The sequence below is a fragment of the Hymenobacter lucidus genome, assembly GCF_020447265.1.
Classification (GTDB): domain Bacteria; phylum Bacteroidota; class Bacteroidia; order Cytophagales; family Hymenobacteraceae; genus Hymenobacter; species Hymenobacter lucidus.
This window is the reverse complement of the sequence record NZ_JAJADR010000001.1, coordinates 1,156,523-1,177,208: the sequence shown is the minus strand read 5'-3', so window position 1 is coordinate 1,177,208 and position 20,686 is coordinate 1,156,523. Positions and strand designations below refer to the sequence as shown.

The window sequence follows — 20,686 nt, the reverse complement described above, 5'->3', positions numbered from 1 at the left end:
GAAAAGGCCTCTAGCAGCACGCTAGAGGCCTTTCTGTTTTATAAGGTTCCGCTCACTGGTTTCCTCAACCGGTGTCGCAGTTCGCCACTTAGCGTAGCCCGATGACCAAGGCGGCCAGCAGCACTAGCGTGACCATAAAGGCGGAAGTAATGAGCGTGTCGCGGGAGGAAGTGTCCGGCGAAGAAACTGGGGCGGGTTCCATAGCTGAGGTGCGAAAAACAGGGTGAAAAGTAAAGAAACGTTTCGGGGCGGCACTACACCAGCAAGCCCGGCTGGGACACCACCGATTTAGGCTCAGCGTGAGTCAGCTCCGTTGCTAGCGGCCTGCCAGCGGCCCAGGCATCCAGATTCTGGCGGGTGGTGGTGGCAATGTTGCGCAGCGCTTCCTGAGTTAGAAATGCCTGGTGGCCGGTGATGAGCACATTGGGATAGGTAAGCAGCCGGGCAAATACCGCATCGGCCGGTGGCTGCTGCGAATGATCCTGAAAGAACAGCGCCTGTTCCCGCTCATACACATCGAGGCCCAGGTAACCCAGCTGCCCCGAATCGAGGGCGGCCAGGGCGGCTTCGGTATCGAGCTCCCCGCCCCGGCTGGTGTTTATCAGCATCACGCCCGGCTTCATCCGGGCCAGACGGGCGGCATTGATCAGGTAGGGCGCGTGGGGTACCATGGGCGCGTGCAGCGTGATGATATCAGCCTCGGCGCACAGTTCGTCCAGGGTAGTATAGGCCAGACCGTGGCGGGCAGTTAGCTCCGGGTTAGGCAGCGGGTCATAGCCCAACAGGCGGCAGCCGAAGCCTTTCAGAATGCCGGCCACAATGCCCCCGATATGACCCAGGCCGATAATGCCGACGGTTTTACCGTGCAGGTCGAAGCCGATCAGCTCGTCGAGCCGGAAGTCGTAGGCCCGCAGCTGGCGGTCAGCCTGAATGAGGCGGCGGTTGAGGGCCAGCATCAACGCCAGGGCGTGTTCGGCAATGGCGTAGGGCGAGTATTCGGGTACGTTGGCCACACGCAGGCCCAGCTGCTGGGCGTGGGCCAGGTCTACCTGGTCGTGGCCGGTGGCCCGGATGGCAATGAACCGCACGCCCTGCGCATACAGGGCATCGAGTACCGGCGCGGAGGCATCATCGGTGCTGAAAATGGCCACCGCCTCCGAGCCCTGGGCCAGCGAGGCCGTTTCGACGCTCAGATTGGCTTCGACGAAATGTAGCGGATGCTCGGAGTCGAGAGCTGCGCTCAGATAGGCCTGCTCAAAAGGCTTGGTACTAAAGACCGTGGTTTTCATGGGGCAGCAGTGAGGTACGAAAGCAAAGGTGCGGCTTTGAAACCCGGCAAAAGATGAGCAGCATCATACCCCGACATGACGTATGTCACGAAACCCGGGCGGGCAAAAGGCAAGCTTTGCGGGCCGGGCGGTATCTGCCCCGGCACTTCTTTTCCCTTGTCACTGCTACTAGTTTGCTCGCAAGCCCATGAACGAATCCCTGCAACTTAGCCTGGACAACAACGCCAAAGACTGGCTAGCTCTTTCCCAGTCGATTTCCACGTCCGAGAAAGCCACGTTTGATGCGCTCCACAACGGCTTTTTTGCCGCCTACGGCCCCAATTTCATGGCGCACGTCTACCGGGCCTCCATTGAACAGGTATTGCAGAACATGCCGACCGTGGAGCGGGAAAAGCTGCTTGTCGCCTTTCGCCACGCCCTGGACACCGCCATTGAACAGCACTCTTACATGCTGCCCACGGCAGCCGACTGCTCGGCCTGCCACGCCCGAAAGTTTTAGCCGGGCGGGGCCTTGCACTGGCGGCTAGCGGCTACCGCAACGGCCGATAAGAATCCGGATTGCTGCCGGTAGTGGTGCAAGTCGCGCCCCAGGCCTACTGAATGATTCCAGCGCTACTTAGAGGAATTCAACCCGGAAAAAGCGGCATTCAGCAACATCGGTTTCCACAGCAGAAGGCAGGACGGTAGCTTCGTTCCATTACCGGCTACCAGTCGGAACCTTCTGCTATGAAAAGTCAGCTTCTCTGCCTCGCCCTTGTGGCCGTTCCCGGGCTTGTTTTCGCCCAAAACCAACCGCGTCCGGAGGGCCGGCCCGCTTCTGCCACTGATGGGCGGCCCGCTACCGGCCCCGCTGGGCGGCCCGCCGGTGCACCTGCTGAGGCCCAGCCGGCCGCCGTGCCCGGCCGGGGCAAGCTCACGGGCACGGTGCTGGATGCGGGCAATAAGCAGCCGGTACCTTTTGCTACGGTGGCGTTGCTGAGCGCCGCTACCGGCAAGCCCGTGGATGGCACCGTGGCCGATGATAAGGGCAAATTCACGCTCAGCGGCGTGGCCACCGGCAGCTACACGGTGCAGGTGAGCTTTATCGGCTACAAGTCTTTGGAAAAGCCCGGCGTGACGTTTACTGAGCAGGGCGAAACGGTAGGCCTGGGCACGCTCACGCTCGAATCGACGGCGCAGCAGCTCAAGGAAGTGGTGGTAGAAGGCCAGCGGGCGTTGATTGAGGAAAAGGTAGACCGCACCGTCTACAACGCCGAGCAGGACCAGACCACCCGCGGCGGCGACGCTACCGACGTGCTCAAGCGCGTGCCGCTGCTCTCGGTAGACCTCGACGGCAACGTGTCGTTGCGGGGCTCGTCCAACATCAAGGTGCTCATCAACAACAAGCCCTCGACCATTACGGCCAGCAACGTGGCCGACGCGCTAAAGCAGATTCCGGCCGACCAGATTAAGAGCGTGGAAGTTATTACCTCGCCTTCGGCCAAATATGACGCCGAGGGCTCGGGCGGCATCATCAACATCATCACCAAGAAAGACAACCTGCAGGGCAAAACCCTGGACGTGCGCGGCAGCGCGGGTTTCCGCAGCGCCGATTTGGGCCTGAATGCGGGCTACCGGGTGGGCAAGATGGGCTTTTCGCTGGGCGGCGGCGGCCGGGCGGGCTACAACACGCCCGGCTCGTTCAGCAACACCCAGCTCACCACCGACCCGCTCGACGGCAGCCAGCGCCTCACCACCCAGCAGGCCGATACCCGCCGCGCGCAGTTTGGGGGCCGCTACAACCTGGGCTGGGACTACGACATCAACAAGCAGAGCTCCCTGGCTTTGGGCGCCCAGCTGGGCATCCGCAACGGCCGCAATTACCAGGACGGCCTGCTGACCCAAACCTACGAGGGCGGTGCGTTGCAGGCCAGCAGCCTGCGCAATGTGCAGGTGACCGACAAAACCAACAACCTGGATCTGAGCCTAAACTACACCCACCTCTTCGCTCAGCCCCAGCACGAGTTCAGCCTGCTCACGCTCTACAGCCGCACCAACGCCACCAACGACTTCACCAACGCTCTGCTGAGTTCGGGCGAGGCCGTGACGGCGCGGCTCAAAAACCAGAACGACAGCTACAACCAGGAAGTAACCGTGCAGGCCGACTACCAGGTACCCATCGGCAAAAGTCAGCTGGTGGAGCTGGGCGGCAAGGACATTATGCGGCGGGTGCGCAGCCAGTACACCTACCTGGCCGCCGACGGCCCCGACGGCGCGTTTCTGCCTCTGACGAGCAGCAGCCTGTCGAACGTATTTACCTACAACCAGAACGTGGCCGCCGCCTATGTATCGTACACGCTGAGCTTCCTGAAGAGCTACAGCCTCAAGGCCGGGGCCCGCTACGAGCACACCACTATCGACGCGGATTTTCAGACCAACGAAACCGTGACCCTGCCCTCCTACGGCGTGCTGGTGCCCAGCGTAAACCTCTCGCGCAAGCTGGCCAACGGCAACGTGCTCAAGGCGGCCTACAACCGCCGCATTCAGCGCCCTTCGCTGCAGTTTCTGAACCCCAATTTGCAGGCTGCCAACCCGCTGAATGTAACGCAGGGTAATCCGCTGCTCCGCCCCGAATACACCAATAGCTTCGAGTTGTCGTACAGCACCTTCCTGAAAGGCACTACGCTCAACTTCAGCGCCTTTGCCCGCAACACGGAAGGCTCTATTCAGGCCGTGCGCAGCGTGCTGGGCGGCGACACGCTGCGGACGACGTACGCCAACATCGGCAACGAAAACGCCTACGGTATCAACGTGTTTGCCAACGTCAACATTGCCGGCAAGCTCAGCCTCAGCGGCGGACCCGACCTCTACTATGCCGTGCTGCGCAACAACGTCTCCGACCCGCTCTACAATGCCGGTAACGAGGGCTGGGTGGTGAGCGGGCGGCTGTTTGGCTCCTACAACTTCACCAAAAACTGGGGCCTGCAGTTCTTTGGCTTCTACCGCGGCCGGCAGGTGCAGCTGCAGGGCTACCAGAGCGGCTTCGGGGTGTATAGCCTGGGTTTGAAGCGCGACCTGTGGGACAAAAAAGCCAGCCTGGGCTTCGGTGTTGATAATTTCCTGAACCCAAAATACCAGCTACGCAGCGAGGTCGTGTCGCCGCTCGTCACCCAGAACAGTGTGAATACGATGCAGATGCTGGGCTTCCGGGCCAACTTCAGCTACCGCATCGGCAAGCTCACGGCCGGCCCCACGCGGCGCAAGAAGTCGGTGAACAACGACGACCTAAAAAGCGGCGGCGAAGGCACCGAAACCCCCACGGCCCAGCCCAGCGGCGGCCGGCCATAAAGGCGTCAGCGGCGGCGCAGCTCGCGGGCTTCGTTCGACATGACGTGCTTTTCCCAACAACGTCAGCAGACGAGCTTCCTCGGCAACCTTGACCTGACGTTCTACTGCGGAATGCCGTTCTTGACGGCCCACCTACCCTCCTCCATGACCTCCCTCTCCCCCTCGGCTGTTTACCACCTCAGCGCCCGCCAAAAGTGGAAGCTGGCCCTGAGTCTGGTCATTATTTACCTGCCGATTCATACTTACATCAACTTTCCCGAGCTGCACTACAACTGGCACGACTTCCTCTGGTCGTTGCCGATTCTGGTGCTACAGGGGGTGGTGCTGCTGCTCTTCTACTTCGTGTGGCTGAGCATGGTGGAGTGGATTCAGCAGCGGCTGTTCAACTGGTTTGGCGAAGATTTTCTGCTGGAGCTCAAGCTGCCCGCCCAACTGGCCACGCTGCTGATTTCAATGGCGCTGGCCGCCGGGTTCATCATTGCCTACGTCAGTGTGATGCACCTGCTGTTTAAGCTCATTCCCGGGTTCAAACCGCAGCGCACCGCGGGCCTGGCCCCAGAGCACATTGCCCTGCACCACCGCGCCAACGACGGGTTTTTCCTGATGCTGATGCTGTCGGCTTTCTATCTGGTGGCCAACAGCCGGGCGCTGCTACGGGTGCGCGCCTTTCATGCCCGCACCCAGCAGCTCGAAAACGAGAACCTGCAGGCCCAGTTTGCGGCCCTCAAAAGCCAGGTCAACCCGCACTTTCTCTTCAACAGCCTGAGTATCCTCTCCTCCCTGGTGCACGTCGATGCCGACCTTTCCGAGCAGTTCATCGACCAGCTTTCCCGCGCCTACCGCTACACCCTGGAGCAGCGCGAGCATGACCTGGTGCCGCTGGGTACCGAGCTGGACTTCATCAAGGCCTACACGTTTCTGCTCAAAATCCGCTTCGAAGACAAGTTCGACGTGCGAGTGCAGGTGCCCGACGATGCCCGGCAGGCCTACCGCATTGCCCCGCTCACGCTGCAGCTACTGGTCGAAAATGCGGTGAAGCACAACGCTATGTCGCAGCAGAAGCCGCTGCTGGTGCATATCAGGCTAGAAGGCAGCGCGGTGGTGGTGCGCAACACCTTGCAGCGCCGCCCGGCCACCTACGCCTCCACCGGCGTAGGCCTCGATAATATCCGTAACCGCTACCGCCTGCTCACCGAGGCCTTCGTGTACACCACCGAAACCGAGGCCGAGTTTATAGTCCGCATCCCCCTGATTCCCGCATGAACGTCCTGATTATCGAAGACGAAAACCTGACAGCCCGGCGCCTGGAAAGCCAGCTGCGCAAGCACGACCCTACCATTCAGGTGCTGGCCCGGCTGTCCTCGGTGGCGGCGGCCGTGGCCTGGCTGCGGGCCCACCCCGCCCCCGATCTGCTCTTTCTCGATATCCACCTGGAAGACGACCTGGGCTTCCGCATCTTCGAGCAGGTGCAGGTGAGCACGCCCATCATCTTCACCACGGCCTACGATGAGTACATGATTCAGGCCTTCCGGGTGAACAGCATCGACTATCTGCTCAAGCCCATTAACTACGACGAGCTGGTGGCGGCTCTCGACAAGTACCAGCGCCTACGCCAGCACTTCACCCCCGCCGACCTGCCGGCCCTGCTGCGTCTGGTGAGCCCCGCTCCCGAGCCCGAGTATAAGGAGCGGTTCTTGGTCACGGTGGGCACCCGGCTGCGCAGCGTCGATACGCAGGAGGTAGCCTACTTCTGCTTCGAAGAAGGCGCCACATTTATGGTCACGAAGCAGGGCCAGCGCCTGGCCGTCGACTACAGCCTCGATAAGCTCGGGCAGCTGCTCAACCCCCGCCAGTTTTTTCGCGTCAACCGCCAGTACCTGCTCAGCCTGCCCGCCATCGGCACTATTCACAACCACTCGGCCGGCCGGCTGGAAGTAGAGCTCCAGCCCACCGCCCGCCAGCAGGTGCTCGTCAGCGGCGACCGGGCCACCGAGTTTAAGGAGTGGCTGGGCAAGTAAAGCAGTCTGATATCTACTCTAAACAGTAGGCCTTCTCCCGCATACCACTCGCCAGCAAAGCGGATGGTAAGTGCGGGAGAAGGCCTGTTTGGTTGGGATGAAAACCTGACTTTGACTAGAGCTTGGTAGCCAGCTCGCGCCAGGCTTCCTGCTCGGGAATACCGGGCTTGCGCTTGCCGAAAAACAGCAGCAGGTTGCGGCCCTGCGCGTCGTAGAGCTCAATAGAGTGTACTAGGCCCTCGGTAGTGGGCTTTTTCACGAGCCAGGATTCGGCCACGTCTTCCAGCTTGAGGTGCAGGTTGAAATCAGGGTCGAGCACGTTGAACCAGGGGCCGGTAGCTACCAGGCGCTGCACCGGGCCGGTATGAATCTGGATGCAGCCCCGGCTGGCCACGAAGAGCATAATGCTCAGCTCGGCGGCGGCGGCAGCTTCGAGGCCTCGCACGATGGCGTCGTTACCCAAGCGCTGCACCAGCTCGGGTGGGCCCAGGCGCAGGGCCTGGGTGCGGCTCACGCCAAACTCGCGCAGCAGGCCGAAGAAGTCGTGGGTATCGGTGAGGGCGCGCCAAGCCTGCTGGAAGCCGGCCACGTCGATGTCGGCATTGGGCGTTTCGGGGGCGGCTGCGGGCAGCGGCTGGGTGGCCACGGCGGGATTTTGCTCCGGGGCCCGGAAGCGGCTTACCAGCGCGTCGTAAGCGGCATCGTTGCTATTCTCGGTCAGGTAAATCTTGTGCACGGCCTCGCCATCCTGGGCAAAGAACTGCAGGCTGCGGCGGCCGTTTTCGTTTACGGCAAAGCCCAGGTGCCAGTGGCTCATGAACAGGCGCAGGTCGATGTCCTCCCCCAGCACGAGGCCCATGGGCCCCTTCACCGACACCTTCTGGTACTCTCCTTTCCGCTCGTGTACTACGCTGTCGTTGCGGGTGAGGGCCATGACGGGGCCCAGCGTGGGCACGTCTTTGAGCAGGGCGGCAAAGTCGGCGGTGAGGCGCACCACGGGCGCGTCGGACTGACCAGTGCAGGCAGTAGCCAATAGCTCGGCTTCGCTGCTGCCCAGCAGGCGGGCCGCGTCGCGGATGCGGGTTTTGGGGTTATCGAGCTTGAATTGGGCCCACCGCTCGGCCAGAGTCAGGGCGGGGTGCAGATCAGTTAGCGACATATTCAAAAGGGAAAAACGGGGTGTAGGTTACAACGAAAAATACTCGACCGGGGCCGCCGGGCGCGGCAAAGGCACCAGCAGCGGCGTGTCCAGCCGGGGATGAGCCAGTAGCTCCACCTCAATCCCGAAAGCCTGCTGAATGTGGGCCGGGGTAAGCACCTCAGCCGGGGTGCCGCTGGCTACGGCCCGGCCCTGGTGCAGCAGCAGCAGCTCATCGGCATACTGCGCCGCCAGGTTCAGGTCGTGGAGCACGGCCACTACCCCGAAGCCGCGCCGGGTGAGGGCGCGGGCAATGTCGAGGGTATGGTGCTGGTGGTTGAGGTCGAGGCCGGTGAGGGGCTCATCGAGCAGCAGAAAGCCCGCTTCGGCTTCCCACACCTGGGCCAGCACCCGCGCCAGCTGGGCCCGCTGCTGCTCCCCACCCGACAAGGTAGGGTAGCTGCGCTGGGCTAGGTGGCTGAGCCCCACGGCGGCCAGGGCCTGCCGCACCACGGCCTGGTCGTGGGCCGTAGGCTGGCCCTGGAAGTAGGGGTAGCGCCCCATCAGCACCAGCTCCTGCACCCGAAACGCCAACGACAACGAGTGCTGCTGGGTAAGTACGGCCCGGCGGCGGGCCAGCGTGGCGGCCGGAATATCGGCCAGCGGCCGGCCCTCAAACTGCACGGTGCCGGAGCCGGGCGTCAGGTCGCCGCTGAGTACGCGCAGCAGCGTAGACTTGCCTGCCCCGTTGGGCCCGATGAGGGCCAGCAGCCGGCCGCACTGTGCCTGCAACGACACTTCGTGCAGCAGCGGCTTGCGGCCGACCTGGTAGCTTACTTGGTGAAGGTCGAACATGACTCTTTAGGGAGTTGAAATAACTGAATCGGTGATGGGGCCGGCCGCGGCGGTAGGCTCCCCGCACTTGAGCAGGTTACCGTCGGGGTCGAGCAGGTAGCATTCCGTCATGCCCCAGCTGCACTCCCGCAGCTCCCCGTTGGGGTGCAGCACGGCCGGCGGCAACTGCCGGTAGAAGCTTTGGATGCCCTCGATGCGCAGGTAGCAGGAGCTGTTCTGGCACAGGTATACATCGTCGGTCAGCCAGAAATGCAGCTCGTGGCCGCCCAGGCTCAGCAGCAGAAATGTGGGGTGGCGGCCGGTTTCCCAGAAGCCCAGCTGCTGGTAGTAGCGGCTGGTGCGCTCCAGATTGGTGCTGGGTAGCTGCGCCACAATGGCTTGCAAGGAGAAAGATGGTTGGGGCATGGCGAAGGTAGAAAGCAGATGAGCAGGCTCTAATACTTATACTCCGCGTTGCCGCTTTTCGCGCAGCAGAATCCAGAGAAATACGGGGGTACCGAGTAGGGCCGTCAGGATGCCGATGGGCAGCTCGGCCGGGGCCACCACCGTGCGGGCCAGCATATCGGCCAGGGTGAGGACCAGCGCGCCACCCAAGGCCGCACCCGGCAGCACCGTGCGGTGGTCGGGCCCGGCCACCAAGCGCACCAGGTGGGGCACTACCAGCCCCAGAAACCCGATGGTGCCCGCCACGGCCACCGACGTACCCACGGCCAGCGTGGCCAGCCCGATGAGCTGGCGCTTGAGGTGCGTAACGGGCAGCCCGAGGTGGGAGGCCTGCTCTTCGCCCAGCGCTAGCAGGTTCAACGACTTGCCCAGGCGGGGCAGCAGCACGATGGGCACGGCCAACAGCGGCAGTACGCTCAGCACCGTGGGCCAGGAGGCCCCGCCCAGGCTACCCAGCCCCCAGAAGGTGATGCTGCGCAGCTGCTCGTCGGTGGCGGTGTAGGTGAGCAGGCCGGTGAGGGCGCCGGCCAGGGAGTTGATGGCAATGCCGGCCAGCAGCATAGTGCCCACCACCGACCGCCCATTTTCCTTCGACAGCTGATACACCAGCATTGTAGTGCCGCAGGCCCCCAGAAAGGCGGCCACGGCCAGCGCGTAAAAGCCCAGCCACTCCCGCACCACGCCCAGCAGCGTGGCTTCCAGCACGATGGTGGTTACGGCCGCCAGGGACGCCCCGGCCGACACGCCAATCAGACCTGGGTCGGCCAGCGGGTTGCGAAACAGGCCCTGCATAGCCGCTCCCGCCACCCCCAGCGCCGCCCCAATGAGCACGCCCAGACACACCCGCGGCAGCCGGATGGCCCAGAGCACGGCTTCCTGCTGCGGCTCGAAAGCCAGGGCGGTAGTGAGGTCCAGCTTGTGAAGCAGAATCCCCAGCACGCCTCCCACCGGAATGGGCATGGCCCCGGCTCCGGCACTAAGCAGCACCGCCCCTACCAGCAGCAGCGCCAGCACGGGCAGCAACAGCCGCTGCCGCAGGTCGGCCGCGGTAGTAGGCGGCGGGCTGGCAGTGGCCGGTGAAGCAGCGGGGCGTTGGGCAAGGGCGGGCATATCGGTGAGTTAGTGACTTAGCAAATGAGTGAAGTATTGGGATAGGGCAAATGGCAGCTGACAGACGTAATTCACTAAATCACTGATTCACTAACCCACTAAAATGCCGGGCCAGCTCGGTGGTAGCCTGGCCCAGGCGCGGACCAAAGCCGGAGAGCAGCTGCCCATCCATTTCCACCACGCGGCCGGTGCGGCCGGCGTTGGTTTGGGCCACGCCGGGCACTTTCAGCAGGCCGGCTTTGCCACCCAGGCTTTGCAGGCCGCTGTCGAAGAGCAGCAGCACGTCGGGGTTGGCGGCTACTAGGGCTTCGGCCGTCAGGGGCTTGAAGTCGGTGAAGCCGGTAGCGGCGTTTTGCCCGCCGGCTAGGCCGATTACCTTTTCCAGGGGCGTGCCAGTGCCGGCTACCATCATAGTACCGGTGCCGCGGGCGTACACAAACAGCACCTTGGGCGCTTTAGCCGGCTTTTTGGCTTTGGCCAGGTCCGCGTCGAGCTTTTGCAGCAGCACCGGCACTTTGGCCGAGGCATTGAAGGCGGCAGCCACCTGCTGAATCAGCTTCTTGGTGCCGGCCACCGAATATTCCTGCGCAAACAGCTGCACCGTAACGCCCGCCGACTTGAGCTGGCTAGCCACTTCCGGCTTCAGCGACTCGGTGGTGCCCACCACGATGGTCGGGCTCAAAGCCAGCACGCCTTCGGCCGAGATGTTGCGGTTGTGACCCACTTTGGGCAGCTTGGCCAGCGCCGTCGGGAAGGTGCTAGTCACGTCCACGCCCACCAGCTGGCTTTGCAAACCCAGGGCGCAGATAATTTCACTCACGGTGCCGCTCAGCGACACAATGCGCGGCGGCGCGGCGGCCTGGCTGGCTATACTCAGCAGCAACAGGCCAAACAGCAGACTGGCTTTCCGCAGAAAACGAAGGGAAGGAAGCATACGCGGTAGTAAAAAGTAGTGCCGGCGACGGGCGGCCTGGTAATTACCTACCCACCACAGGAGGGCCAGGCTACCCGTGCCGGACTTAATGAGGGGTTATTTCAGGTTTTTGCTGCCGTCGGGCTGGTACACGTAGCGGAAGGTGTAGTAGCCGCTCGGCGTGGTTTCGGTGGGCGTGGCCGGGGCATCTTTGTAGTAGTTGGTTACTTCCAGCTTGGCATACTTGCCGGTAGCCGTCCGGACCACCACCACGCGGCCGGCAATGGGGGAAATAATGTGGGTGGTGGCGTTATAGCTGTACCAGCCGTTGCCCGAGCCCGTCGGAATGGCCTTGCCCGTAGCGGCGTCCTGGGCGTAGCCGGCATCAGGGGCGGTGGTCAGCTCGGCAAACAGGCCGGTTTTGACCTGCGCGCCGCCCTGGCCGGGGCCGCTGGTGCCGCCGTTGGTCAGGATGGTAGTGCCCCGGAAAGCTAGGTCCCACTTGGTGCTGGCCGAGTCGGTGTAGGGCACTTCCTTGCCCTCGGCCAGGCTGAAGAAGGTGTAGTGCCGCGGGGTACCAGGCTGCCCACTGCCGCTGGTAGGTGCCGGCTGTGGGGCCAGGTTGCTGACCGTTTTAGCTTCCAGCGTGGGCGTTACGCCCGGCGTAGTGTCGTCATCTTTGTCGCAGGAAGTGAGGCTGAGCGACGAAACGGCCAGAGCGGCCAGAGCGGTGCGGAGAAACAGGTGGTTCATAAGCAGTAAAAAAGTTGGATTGAAGCAGAGAAAAGCCGTTGGATGCCCTAGGGGCGCTTGCCCAGCTCCAGCGTGAGGCTGGCGTAGTAGAGCCGTCCGGGCAGGGTGCTGATGTAAGTGGGGTTGGTGTAGCCCAGCGCGTTGTCGAGGCCGGCCTGCAGGTTCAGGCGCGGGCCCAGAGTTTTGGCCGCCGCCACGTTCAGCAGCCAGTAGCCGGGCACGTACTCACCGGCCGCGTCCAGAATGGTATTGCCGTTCAGGTCGCCGAAGCCGTAGCGGCCCCGGTAGAGGCCCCGCGCACTGGCCGACCAGCCCGCCTTGTCGTTTTCGTAGAAGGCCTTCAGGTTGAAAGAGTGGCGGGAGCGGTTGTAGAGGCCGCCGTAGTCGGCGGGGCTTACCCGCTCCGTCTGCTGGGTTTGGGGGTCTTTGCGGAAAATCTCCCCGGCCGCCAGCTTGTCCTCCACGGCTTTGGCTTTGGCTACTAGCAGCTGGTAGCCCCCGCTCAGCGTCAGGCCGGGCACAGGCCGGTAGCGGGCCTCGGCTTCCAGGCCCTGGGTGTAGGCCTGCGTCACGTTGCGGTAAGAATACACGGCCTGCCCGTTGGCTTTCAGCGCCACCGTGGCGGTTTCAATCAGGTTGCGCAGGTCGTTGCGAAAGGCATTGACGGTGATGCTCGTTTTGGCGTGCGGGTCGATTTGCAAACCCACGTTGTAAGCCCAGGAGCTTTCGGCGGTGAGGCTGCCGGCCTGGGTCAGCACGGCCTGGTAAATCACCGGCTGCCCGGTTTCGGCATCCACGGCCAATTGGCCCTGGGCGGCCAGCTGGGCTACTTTGGCCTGCACCTGGTGGGTGCCAAACACGCTGTAGCCCACTACCGGGTTGGAGAAGTTCAGGTAGAGTTGCCGGAAGTCGGGGGCGCGGTAGCCCCGGCCCGCTGAGGCCCGCACCGCCAGCCAGGGCCGCACCTGGTAGCGCCCCGACACCTTGGGGCTAAACTGCCCGCTGTACTGGCTGTGCCCATCGTAGCGGGCCCCCAGCACCAGGTTCAGGCGCGGCGTGAGCAGCCAGTCGTACTGCCCGAAGGCGTAGTAGGCCCGCAGCAACTGGCGCTGCTCGTAGCGCGTGGCTTCCACCGTTTCGCGCAGGTAGCCCGCGCCGCCGGTTAGCGTCTGGCCGGGTTTCAGCTGCCAGTCGGCCTGCAACTCGGGCCGGGTAAAAGTCTGGTGGAAATACGCGGCGTCGTACAGGCTGCCGTCGGCGTGGTAGGTATAGTCCTCCCGGGTGCGGTAGCCGCTGTGGTACAGGCGGGCCGTGGCCAGCAGTTGGTCGGAGAAGCGGTGGGTGAGCACCGGGCTAAGGTTGTAGTCGTGCTGCCGCGACTCGGCCCGCACCCGCGCCGCCGCGCCGGTTTCCCCCGTCACGGTCTGGTCGCTCTGCTGACCTTCGGTGAAGTAGCGCCCGGCCAGGCTCAGGCTGGTTTTCTCGCTGAGCTGGTAAGTAAAGCGGCTCTGGGCCGTATAGCTGCTGAAGGGCGGCTGGGTCGGGCCGGTGCTGTTTTCGGTCAGCGTGTAGCCCTGGGAGCTGTAGCGGTTCACGAATACCGTGAGGCCCACCCGCTCGCCTTTGGTATTGAAGCTGCCGCCCACATCTAGGGTGCGGTTGGCGCCGTAACGCAGGCGCACGTTGCCGCGGGTGCCGGGCTGGGGCTTTTCCGTAATGATGTTGACCACGCCGGCCAGCGCCTCCGAGCCCCACAGCGCCGAGGCCGGGCCTTTCACCACTTCCACCCGCTCGATATTGCCCACGGCCACCCGCGAGAGTTCCAGCGTGCCGGCCGTGCGCCCAATCAGCGGCTCGCCATCCACCAGAATCAGGGTGTATTCGGGGTTGAGACCTTGGAGCTGAATGCCCTGACCGTGGTCATTTACGGTCGTCAGGCCGGTTTGCTCGCCCAGCACGTCACCCAGCCGCAGCGCGCCCATTGCCCGGATCTGCGCCTGGCCGATAACCGTTACCGGAATAGGCACTTCGGCCGCGTTTCGTTCCGTGCGCGTAGCCGTCACCACCACTTCGCGCAGGGTCAGGTGCCGGGTGGCGCTGTCGGGGGCGCTGGCCGCGGGTAGCTGGGCCAGGACCGGCAGCGGGCCGATGAGCAGGAAACAGAAAGTAGCGGTGGAGCGCATAAAACAAGGGAGCACAACAGGCCCGGAGTGGGCGGCAGCTGAAAGACCGAATGCAATTTTTGTTTAGACATATTCTAAACAATGCTCAAATGTAGTAGGTGCTAGATACGCCGCAAGGCTTATTTAGAATAATTTTAAATAAAGTTGCTTTTGCTGGATTGTCTCCCCTACCTTCGCCTCACTTCCTTCCCACCACAGCCGGTTCGCAGTTTGCGAATCGCGAATTCCGACTTCCTAGCCCCGTTTTTAGATGCGTAAGCACAACGGTATGCGGCCCCAGGATGTGGTAGTGCTCCTCAGAATTCTGACTTTCCCAACTACCGCCTGGCAAGGCAAAGACCTTGCGGCTGCCCTACTCATCAGTCCTGCTGAAATTTCGGACGCGCTGCGCCGGTGCCAGTATGCGCGCCTGCTCCGGCCCGATGGCCGCACCGTGCACGGGCAGGCCTTGCTGTGGTTTCTGGAGCACGGGCTGCCCTACGTGTTTCCGGCCCACCCCACTGATTTCGTGCTGGGCATGCCCACGGCCTGGAGCGCCGTGCCCGAGCTGGCCGCCGCGCGTGGGCCGGCCGAGCCGGCCTACGTGTGGGCCGACGACCAGGGCACCGCCTGGGGCTTAGCCATCAGCCCGCTCTACCCCACTACGCCCGCCGCCGCCCGCCTCGATACTGAGTGGCACGAGCTGCTGGCCCTGGTGGATATCCTGCGCCTGGGCACCGGGCCGCAGCGCAAAGCCGTGCAGGATCTACTGCACCGCAAGCTGCTGGCAAAAGCGTAAGCCGCGGCCAGGACGCACCCGGCCGCGGCTTACGCAGTACACTTCAAGCGCCGGTTGACGCTTTCTACGTTTTCACCCGGCCGCCGCTATGCTAATTTTTAGCAGCTACTACGTGCTGGGCAACAGGCTACCAGCCGGCGGCTGCACCGGATGGGCCGGAGCCAAGGGCTTGTAGGTGGCTTTTACCGGCAACGCTGGCACGTCAGTTTCCACCTCGTAGCCGCGGTTGTCGATGAAATATTTATTGTAGCTGCGCTGCTGCTGTTGCGCGGCCTCCCGTTGCTTCTGAACCAGTATTTCTGCCATCTTGCGCCGCTGCATGCCGGCCCGTGAGAATTGGTCATAAAGGAAGCTGACCGGATTCTGCAGCGTGGCCACCGGCATTCGGGGCGCCAGTGAGTCGACGGCAAACAGGGGCTGGGGCAGGGCAGGGCGCTTTACCTGGCTTACGACGGGCGGCACCGGACGTTTCATATTACGCAGGGCCCGGCTGATGACGGCATCAGTGGGTCGGCCGGCTTCGCGCACGGTTACGCCAGTAAGCAGAATTGTGGCCCGCCGTAGCCGAATCTGCACTACCAGCTGGGCCAGGCCGGGGCTACCCACCGTCAGGCGCTGCGTTTCATAGCCCACGGTGCGGAATTCGAGCGTATCGGAAGCCCCTACGCTCACGTTAAACTCGCCCTCGGCATTGGCTACCGCGCCGCGCCGCTGGCTCACGTTCCAGACCGTAGCGCCCGGAATGCTTTGGCGCGTGGCTTGGTCGCTCACCGAGCCACTCACGCGCACCGGTGCCTGCTGCGCCCCGGCCGACAGGGCCAGTAGCAAGATTAGCAGCAGCAAAATGGGGCGAAACGCAGTACGCAAAGTGGCAGGGAGGATGTAGACGAGGCAGCAGAGGCCAAACTGAGGCTTGATACCGCCCCAAGTTCCGCCAGTCAGAGCAAGTTGGGGCGCCGGCCGGCCGTGGCCAAGGCCAATCGACCAAACGCCTACTCCTTCTCGACCAATGCCGCGGTTACTTCTCCCGCTGAGCTACGAAAACAGCCCGGCCGTGTGCGCCGCCCGAATCAGGTCGGGGGCCGTTTTGAGGGCCACCAGCACGAAGCGCTTGGCCGACTCCTTCACTTCATCCTTGCTAACCTCGTGGGATTCTTCGCGCACAAACTCACTCAGGGTTTTGAAGGCCTGCACCAACGTTTCGCGCCGGGGCCGGTCCGATTTCAGCTGCTCCTGAATAATGGCCAACTGCGCGTTCATCTTCTCCCGGCGCGATGTAAACACCGAATCATTGTCCATATGCGGCCGGATGCGCTCCACCAGCTCCAGCAGCGGCAGCAGCCGGGCCGCCGTCGACACGAGCGTGCCATTCAGCTTGTCGCGCCGGCGGGAGCTGCCTGGCGTGGGGTCGTGGTTAGGGTGCTTGCTGCTTTTCATACCATTCCTCAAAATAGTCCGCAGGCGGCTGAAGGGCCACAAGGCCGGCCGCAACCGGCGGCGCCACCGGGCCAGCCGCGTGCTCATGCCTTGGCTTTGCCGGCCAGCCGCACCGACGAATCCCGCACAATGAGCTTGGGCTCCAGTACCACGGGCTTGAGCGGCGGGGCAGTGGCGGCGCGGTTCAGGAGCTTCAGCAGGAGGCGCACGGCGGTGCGGCCCATCTGCTCACTGCGCTGGTCAACGGACGTTAACGTGGGCTCGGTCAGCTCGGTAAAGGCCTCGTTGCTGAAGCCCACCAAGGCCATATCCTGGGGCACGCGTAGCTTGTGTTCCTTGGCTACCTGCATGGCGCCCACAATGGCCAAGTCGTTGGAGGCAAACACCGCGTCGGGGCGCTGGGGAAGCTTCAGGAGCTTGCGCATAGCCTGGCTGCCACTTTTCAGGTTGATATCGGCGTGGTGGGAAATGTACTCGGGGCGCAGCGGCAGGCCGTGGGCGGTGAGAGCATCGACGTAGCCCTGGTAGCGGTTCTTGTTGATGTTGACGTGCAGTGGGCCACTAAAAAAGCCGATGCGGGAGCAGCCCTGCTCAATGAGGTGCGACACGGCTTGGTAGGCACCCAGGTAGTCGTTGAGCACCACGGCACTCACGTTGGCCCCCTGGAAACCTTCGATAATCCGGTCGAAAAACACGAGCGGCAACTGCTGGTGCTGCACGGCGTCGAAGTGGGCAAAATCCTGGGTGGTGTTGGCCAACGACACGAGAATGCCCTCCACCTGCGCGTTCATAAACAGGTCGATGTTCTTCTTTTCCTGCCGCACGTCCTCATCCGACTGGCAGATGAGCACGTTGTAGCCCGATTTGCTGGCCTCGGTAGCAATGCCGTGCACCACGTGCGGGAAGAAGTTGCCGGTGATATGGGGCACGAGCACGCCCAGGGTTTTGCTGCGGCCCCGGCGCAGGGCGGCAGCCAGCTGGTTGGGTTGGTAATTCAGCTCTTTGGCCAGGGCCCGCACCCGTTCTTTGGTGGCCTCGCTCACGTCGTTGTGGTCGGCTAGGGCGCGGGATACGGTGGAGGCGGAAAGGCCGAGTGTTTTTGCTAAATCGGTAATGGAGGCCCGACGGTTTGCCATGCGCGTAAAAGTTGATTGGGCAGATGCCGGGGCTCAAGATAGAGCCTATTTCATCGTCGTGCTTATGCTTGTTTGAAATCTGCCTTATCTTTAGCCCAATTCCGGAGCCTACCAGCTTCGGAATCTGAGGACGGTTTTTTGGCGCACCGCGCTGAATTCTGCCTCAGTCCGACTTACTGAAAGTGCCGCCCTTCGCAGTTGAAAATCCGGCCGGAACGAGTTTTTCTTGCCAGGATATCCACGCCGGGGCAGCAGCTTTTTATTTCTGCTTTCCTTCCTCCCATTCTCGTTTCGCACCCTTATTTTCTCTCCCTCAATGGCAGAATCAACGCTTACCGGTCTGCGCGCCGGCGTGCTCCACGGCGACGAAGTTCAATCCCTGTTCAAGGTAGCCAAGGCCCAGGCCTTCGCCCTGCCGGCCGTCAACGTGACGGGCAGCAACACGGTGAATGCCGTGCTCGAAACGGCTAAGGCCGTTAACTCGCCGGTTATTATCCAGTTTTCGAACGGCGGCGCCCAGTTCTTTGCCGGCAAGTCGGTACCGAATGACAAGCAGCAGGCCAGCATTGCCGGCGCTATTTCGGGCGCCCACCACGTGCACCTGATGGCCGAGCTCTACGACGTGCCCGTGATTCTGCACACCGACCACGCCGCCAAGAAGCTCCTGCCCTGGATTGACGGTCTGCTCGAAGCCGGCGAAAAGCACTACGCCCAGTACGGCCAGCCACTTTACAGCTCCCATATGCTCGACCTGTCGGAAGAGCCGATTGAGGAAAACATCGAAATCTGCAAGCGCTACCTGGAGCGCATGAGCAAAATCGGGATGACGCTGGAAATCGAGCTGGGCGTAACCGGCGGCGAGGAAGACGGCGTAGATAATTCCGATGTGGATTCCTCGAAGCTTTACACCCAGCCCGAGGAAGTGGCCTACGCCTACGAGCAGCTGAGCGAGGTAAGCAACCGCTTCACCATTGCCGCCGCTTTCGGCAACGTGCACGGCGTATACAAGCCCGGCAACGTGAAGCTGCAGCCTAAGATTCTGCACAACTCCCAGGAGTTTCTGCGCCAGAAGCACAACATCGAAGAGGCCTTGCCCATCGACTTCGTATTCCACGGCGGCTCGGGCTCGTCGCAGGAGGAAATCCGCGAAGCCATCAGTTACGGTGCCATCAAGATGAACCTCGACACCGACCTGCAGTGGGCATTATGGCAGGGCATCAAGGACAACTACGTGAAAAACGAAGGCTTCCTGCAGGGCCAGATCGGCAACCCCACTGGCGCCGACTCGCCCAACAAGAAGTACTACGACCCGCGCGTATGGCTGCGCAAGGGCGAAGAAACCTTCGTGGCGCGTCTCAAGCAGGCTTTCGAAGACCTGAACGCCATCAACCGCCGCCCCTAACCCGCGGCGGCCTTAGTGGCTAAACTGCTTACCAAGAAGCCCCTGCAAAACTATGCGGGGGCTTTTTTTGTAGTATAGCCGGCCGCCCCGCTTGACAAAACTGGCAAAACTCTTGCCTTTTGTAGCCCGCAGTTGAGGTTAGCTAGCCGCAGATTAATAGATTTGCAAGGTTGCCCAACGCTGTAGTGCGCTGTATAAGCCACAGCTCAGTTATCTTAAGCAGCACTTTTAGCATTTTTGCTGGTCAGCAGCATAGCCGGGAAACCCCGACGAAACCACACGCGCCCATGACGAACCGTAAGCAGCATATTGCCCAGGTAGCATTGCAGCTATTCGGCGACAAGGGCTTCGAACACACGCCTACCCAGCTTATTGCCAAGGAGGCGGGTGTATCGGAAGCCTTGATTTTCAAATACTTCGGCTCCAAAGAACAGCTCCTGGAGTTTATCATCAAGAACGGCTACAAGCGCATTATCGAGCACAACCGCGGCTGGCTGGAAGAGCGCGACCCGTTGGGCCTGATTCACAGCGTAATTGAGCTGCCCTACAAACTGGTGAAGGAAGAACCGTACTTCTGGAAGCTCCAGTCGCGGCTGACCAACAGCGACGTGGCCCAGAAGCAGCACGAGCGGTTTTTGCAGCCCGTGCCGGCCCTGCTGCACCGGGCCTTCGAGAAGCTCAGCTACGATGAGCCAGACAAGGAAGTAAGTCTGCTGCTACTGCTGATTGACGCGCTCTGGAAGATTCAGGCTCAGAAGACCGATGAGCAGATTCAGGAAATGCTGGATTTCATCAAGTCCAAATACCAGGCGCAGTAAGTAATAATAAGTAGCTGACGGCGTAAGGAGTGACCTGCAAAACTAATTTTTGGGAAAGGAGAGCGGATATACTTTGTTTTGTTATATTAGAACTTTCTTTCATCCACTTATAAATTAGTCTACCGTGCAAGAAGTACTGGAAACCTTGGAAAGCGAGAAAGAGACGATGTTTCTGGAAGCCCACGCGCAATTGCAGCAGCAGGGCTTCCGGATTGAGCAAATAGACCATTCGAGGCCATGGGGCGGGTTTTTCGTTATCGACGAAAGCCAAGCCCAGCAGTTTGCCGACTTTTACTTCGATGGCCTGTCGATTGACAAGCTGCGGATATCGGGCAGGCTGAGCCCAAAGCTGCTGCTGGTAGCGCCCCAGCAGCGCCTATCCTGGCAATATCACCACCGCCGGGCCGAAATCTGGCGGGTGGTGCAGGGCCCAGTGGGCATTGTGCGCAGCCTCACCGATGCCCTCGAACCCGTAGAAGTCTATGCCCCAGGCGACACCGTAACGCTGCAGCAGGGTGAGCGGCACCGGCTGGTTGGCCTCGACGGCTGGGGCGTGGTAGCCGAAATCTGGCAGCACACCGACGCCGGCCAGCCTTCCGACGAGCAGGACATTGTGCGGGTGCAGGACGACTTTGGGCGCTGAGTAGTAGAATTCCCTTTTGGGCAAAAAGCCGGACGTAGCTGCGTCCGGCTTTTTGCGTTTTGGTGGTTAACCAGTTGTGATTAAGAAAGCCTCAAAGATGACTGATTTATTGCCGTATTTTCAAAATAATAACACCGCCATTGATATTATATCAATACTAGAGGTTATATCAGAATATTTTTTTCGTGTTTTTTAACCGTGTCTATGTGTGCGTAAGCAGTAGTCAGCCGGCCGTATTTTACCGCATACCGCGGTTTACCAGGTGTGTGCTAAGCGTGTAAATACAGCGAGGGTACCTGCTTGGCAAGCCGTAGCGGCTGGTTTCCAGCTTGCTTTTAGGCCACCCGGCGGGGTATATTTGGCTACACCTCTCCTATTGCTACCGACCTGTTGCTCATCTTCACGGCTCTCTTAGCAGCTCGCGCCGTCGCCTAGCTTTTTT

At 61.9% G+C, this 20,686-nt stretch carries 19 protein-coding genes; 8 read left to right on the top strand and 11 right to left on the bottom strand.

Annotated features, from left to right (window positions below):
* Positions 1-254: 254 nt before the first annotated feature.
* Entirely contained in the window at positions 255-1,289 is a 1,035-nt protein-coding gene (locus LGH74_RS05025; RefSeq protein WP_226172913.1) for a 2-hydroxyacid dehydrogenase, read from the bottom strand.
* Positions 1,290-1,476: 187 nt separating this feature from the next.
* Here LGH74_RS05025 and LGH74_RS05020 point away from each other — a divergent pair, with 187 nt between their 5' ends.
* From LGH74_RS05020 to LGH74_RS05005, 4 genes are all read left to right on the top strand, one after another.
* Positions 1,477-1,788 (top strand): hypothetical protein, encoded by a 312-nt coding sequence (locus tag LGH74_RS05020; protein WP_226172911.1) that lies wholly within the window; start codon positions 1,477-1,479, stop codon positions 1,786-1,788.
* Positions 1,789-2,045: 257 nt separating this feature from the next.
* A complete protein-coding gene (locus LGH74_RS05015) occupies positions 2,046-4,616 on the top strand; it encodes a TonB-dependent receptor (RefSeq protein WP_226172908.1) in 2,571 nt (856 codons plus the stop codon).
* A 144-nt stretch (positions 4,617-4,760) separates the two neighbouring features.
* A complete protein-coding gene (locus tag LGH74_RS05010) occupies positions 4,761-5,879 on the top strand; it encodes a sensor histidine kinase (RefSeq protein WP_226172905.1) in 1,119 nt (372 codons plus the stop codon).
* Positions 5,876-6,634, top strand: a complete 759-nt coding sequence (locus tag LGH74_RS05005; RefSeq protein ID WP_226172902.1) for a LytR/AlgR family response regulator transcription factor — start codon at positions 5,876-5,878, stop codon at positions 6,632-6,634. Before LGH74_RS05010 ends, LGH74_RS05005 begins: the two co-directional genes overlap by 4 nt.
* Positions 6,635-6,749: 115 nt before the next feature.
* On the opposite strand, the gene LGH74_RS05000 is transcribed toward LGH74_RS05005, so the two are convergent.
* The 7 genes from LGH74_RS05000 to LGH74_RS04970 form a co-directional block, all read right to left on the bottom strand.
* Positions 6,750-7,793: a hemin-degrading factor gene (locus LGH74_RS05000; RefSeq protein ID WP_226172899.1), complete on the bottom strand. Its 1,044-nt coding sequence runs from the start codon at positions 7,791-7,793 to the stop codon at positions 6,750-6,752.
* 27 nt (positions 7,794-7,820) lie between these two features.
* Positions 7,821-8,627, bottom strand: a complete 807-nt coding sequence (locus LGH74_RS04995; RefSeq protein WP_226172896.1) for a heme ABC transporter ATP-binding protein — start codon at positions 8,625-8,627, stop codon at positions 7,821-7,823.
* A gap of 6 nt (positions 8,628-8,633) precedes the next feature.
* Positions 8,634-9,032 carry a VOC family protein gene (locus LGH74_RS04990; protein ID WP_226172893.1) on the bottom strand — a complete coding sequence of 133 codons (399 nt, stop codon included), beginning with the start codon at positions 9,030-9,032 and terminating at the stop codon, positions 8,634-8,636.
* A 36-nt stretch (positions 9,033-9,068) separates the two neighbouring features.
* Positions 9,069-10,181 (bottom strand): FecCD family ABC transporter permease, encoded by a 1,113-nt coding sequence (locus tag LGH74_RS04985; RefSeq protein WP_226172880.1) that lies wholly within the window; start codon positions 10,179-10,181, stop codon positions 9,069-9,071.
* A gap of 79 nt (positions 10,182-10,260) precedes the next feature.
* The gene (locus LGH74_RS04980; RefSeq protein ID WP_226172878.1) at positions 10,261-11,115 is read right to left on the bottom strand and encodes a heme/hemin ABC transporter substrate-binding protein; all 855 of its coding nucleotides are present in this window, start codon (positions 11,113-11,115) and stop codon (positions 10,261-10,263) included.
* A 96-nt stretch (positions 11,116-11,211) separates the two neighbouring features.
* Positions 11,212-11,847, bottom strand: coding sequence for an HmuY family protein (locus LGH74_RS04975; protein WP_226172876.1), 636 nt, complete (start codon positions 11,845-11,847; stop codon positions 11,212-11,214).
* A gap of 47 nt (positions 11,848-11,894) precedes the next feature.
* Entirely contained in the window at positions 11,895-14,030 is a 2,136-nt protein-coding gene (locus tag LGH74_RS04970) for a TonB-dependent receptor plug domain-containing protein (RefSeq protein WP_226172871.1), read from the bottom strand.
* Between the two features lie 250 nt (positions 14,031-14,280).
* On the opposite strand from LGH74_RS04970, the gene LGH74_RS04965 reads away from it, so the two are divergent.
* Positions 14,281-14,808, top strand: a complete 528-nt coding sequence (locus LGH74_RS04965; RefSeq protein WP_226172869.1) for a hypothetical protein — start codon at positions 14,281-14,283, stop codon at positions 14,806-14,808.
* A 108-nt stretch (positions 14,809-14,916) separates the two neighbouring features.
* Here the strand turns inward: LGH74_RS04965 and LGH74_RS04960 are convergent, their stop codons facing one another.
* From LGH74_RS04960 to LGH74_RS04950, 3 genes are all read right to left on the bottom strand, one after another.
* The gene (locus LGH74_RS04960) at positions 14,917-15,675 is read right to left on the bottom strand and encodes a carboxypeptidase-like regulatory domain-containing protein (protein ID WP_226172858.1); all 759 of its coding nucleotides are present in this window, start codon (positions 15,673-15,675) and stop codon (positions 14,917-14,919) included.
* Positions 15,676-15,843: 168 nt separating this feature from the next.
* A complete protein-coding gene (locus LGH74_RS04955) occupies positions 15,844-16,245 on the bottom strand; it encodes a hypothetical protein (protein ID WP_226172856.1) in 402 nt (133 codons plus the stop codon).
* An 83-nt stretch (positions 16,246-16,328) separates the two neighbouring features.
* Positions 16,329-17,381, bottom strand: coding sequence for a LacI family DNA-binding transcriptional regulator (locus LGH74_RS04950; protein ID WP_226172854.1), 1,053 nt, complete (start codon positions 17,379-17,381; stop codon positions 16,329-16,331).
* Positions 17,382-17,697: 316 nt separating this feature from the next.
* On the opposite strand from LGH74_RS04950, the gene fbaA reads away from it, so the two are divergent.
* From fbaA to LGH74_RS04935, 3 genes are all read left to right on the top strand, one after another.
* On the top strand, positions 17,698-18,783 hold the full coding sequence (gene fbaA / locus LGH74_RS04945; protein WP_226172852.1) for a class II fructose-bisphosphate aldolase: 1,086 nt from the start codon (positions 17,698-17,700) through the stop codon (positions 18,781-18,783).
* A 287-nt stretch (positions 18,784-19,070) separates the two neighbouring features.
* On the top strand, positions 19,071-19,601 hold the full coding sequence (locus LGH74_RS04940) for a TetR/AcrR family transcriptional regulator (RefSeq protein WP_226172850.1): 531 nt from the start codon (positions 19,071-19,073) through the stop codon (positions 19,599-19,601).
* Positions 19,602-19,767: 166 nt separating this feature from the next.
* Complete coding sequence (locus LGH74_RS04935) at positions 19,768-20,244, top strand: cupin domain-containing protein (RefSeq protein ID WP_226173750.1); 477 nt, start codon at positions 19,768-19,770, stop codon at positions 20,242-20,244.
* Positions 20,245-20,686: the final 442 nt, after the last annotated feature.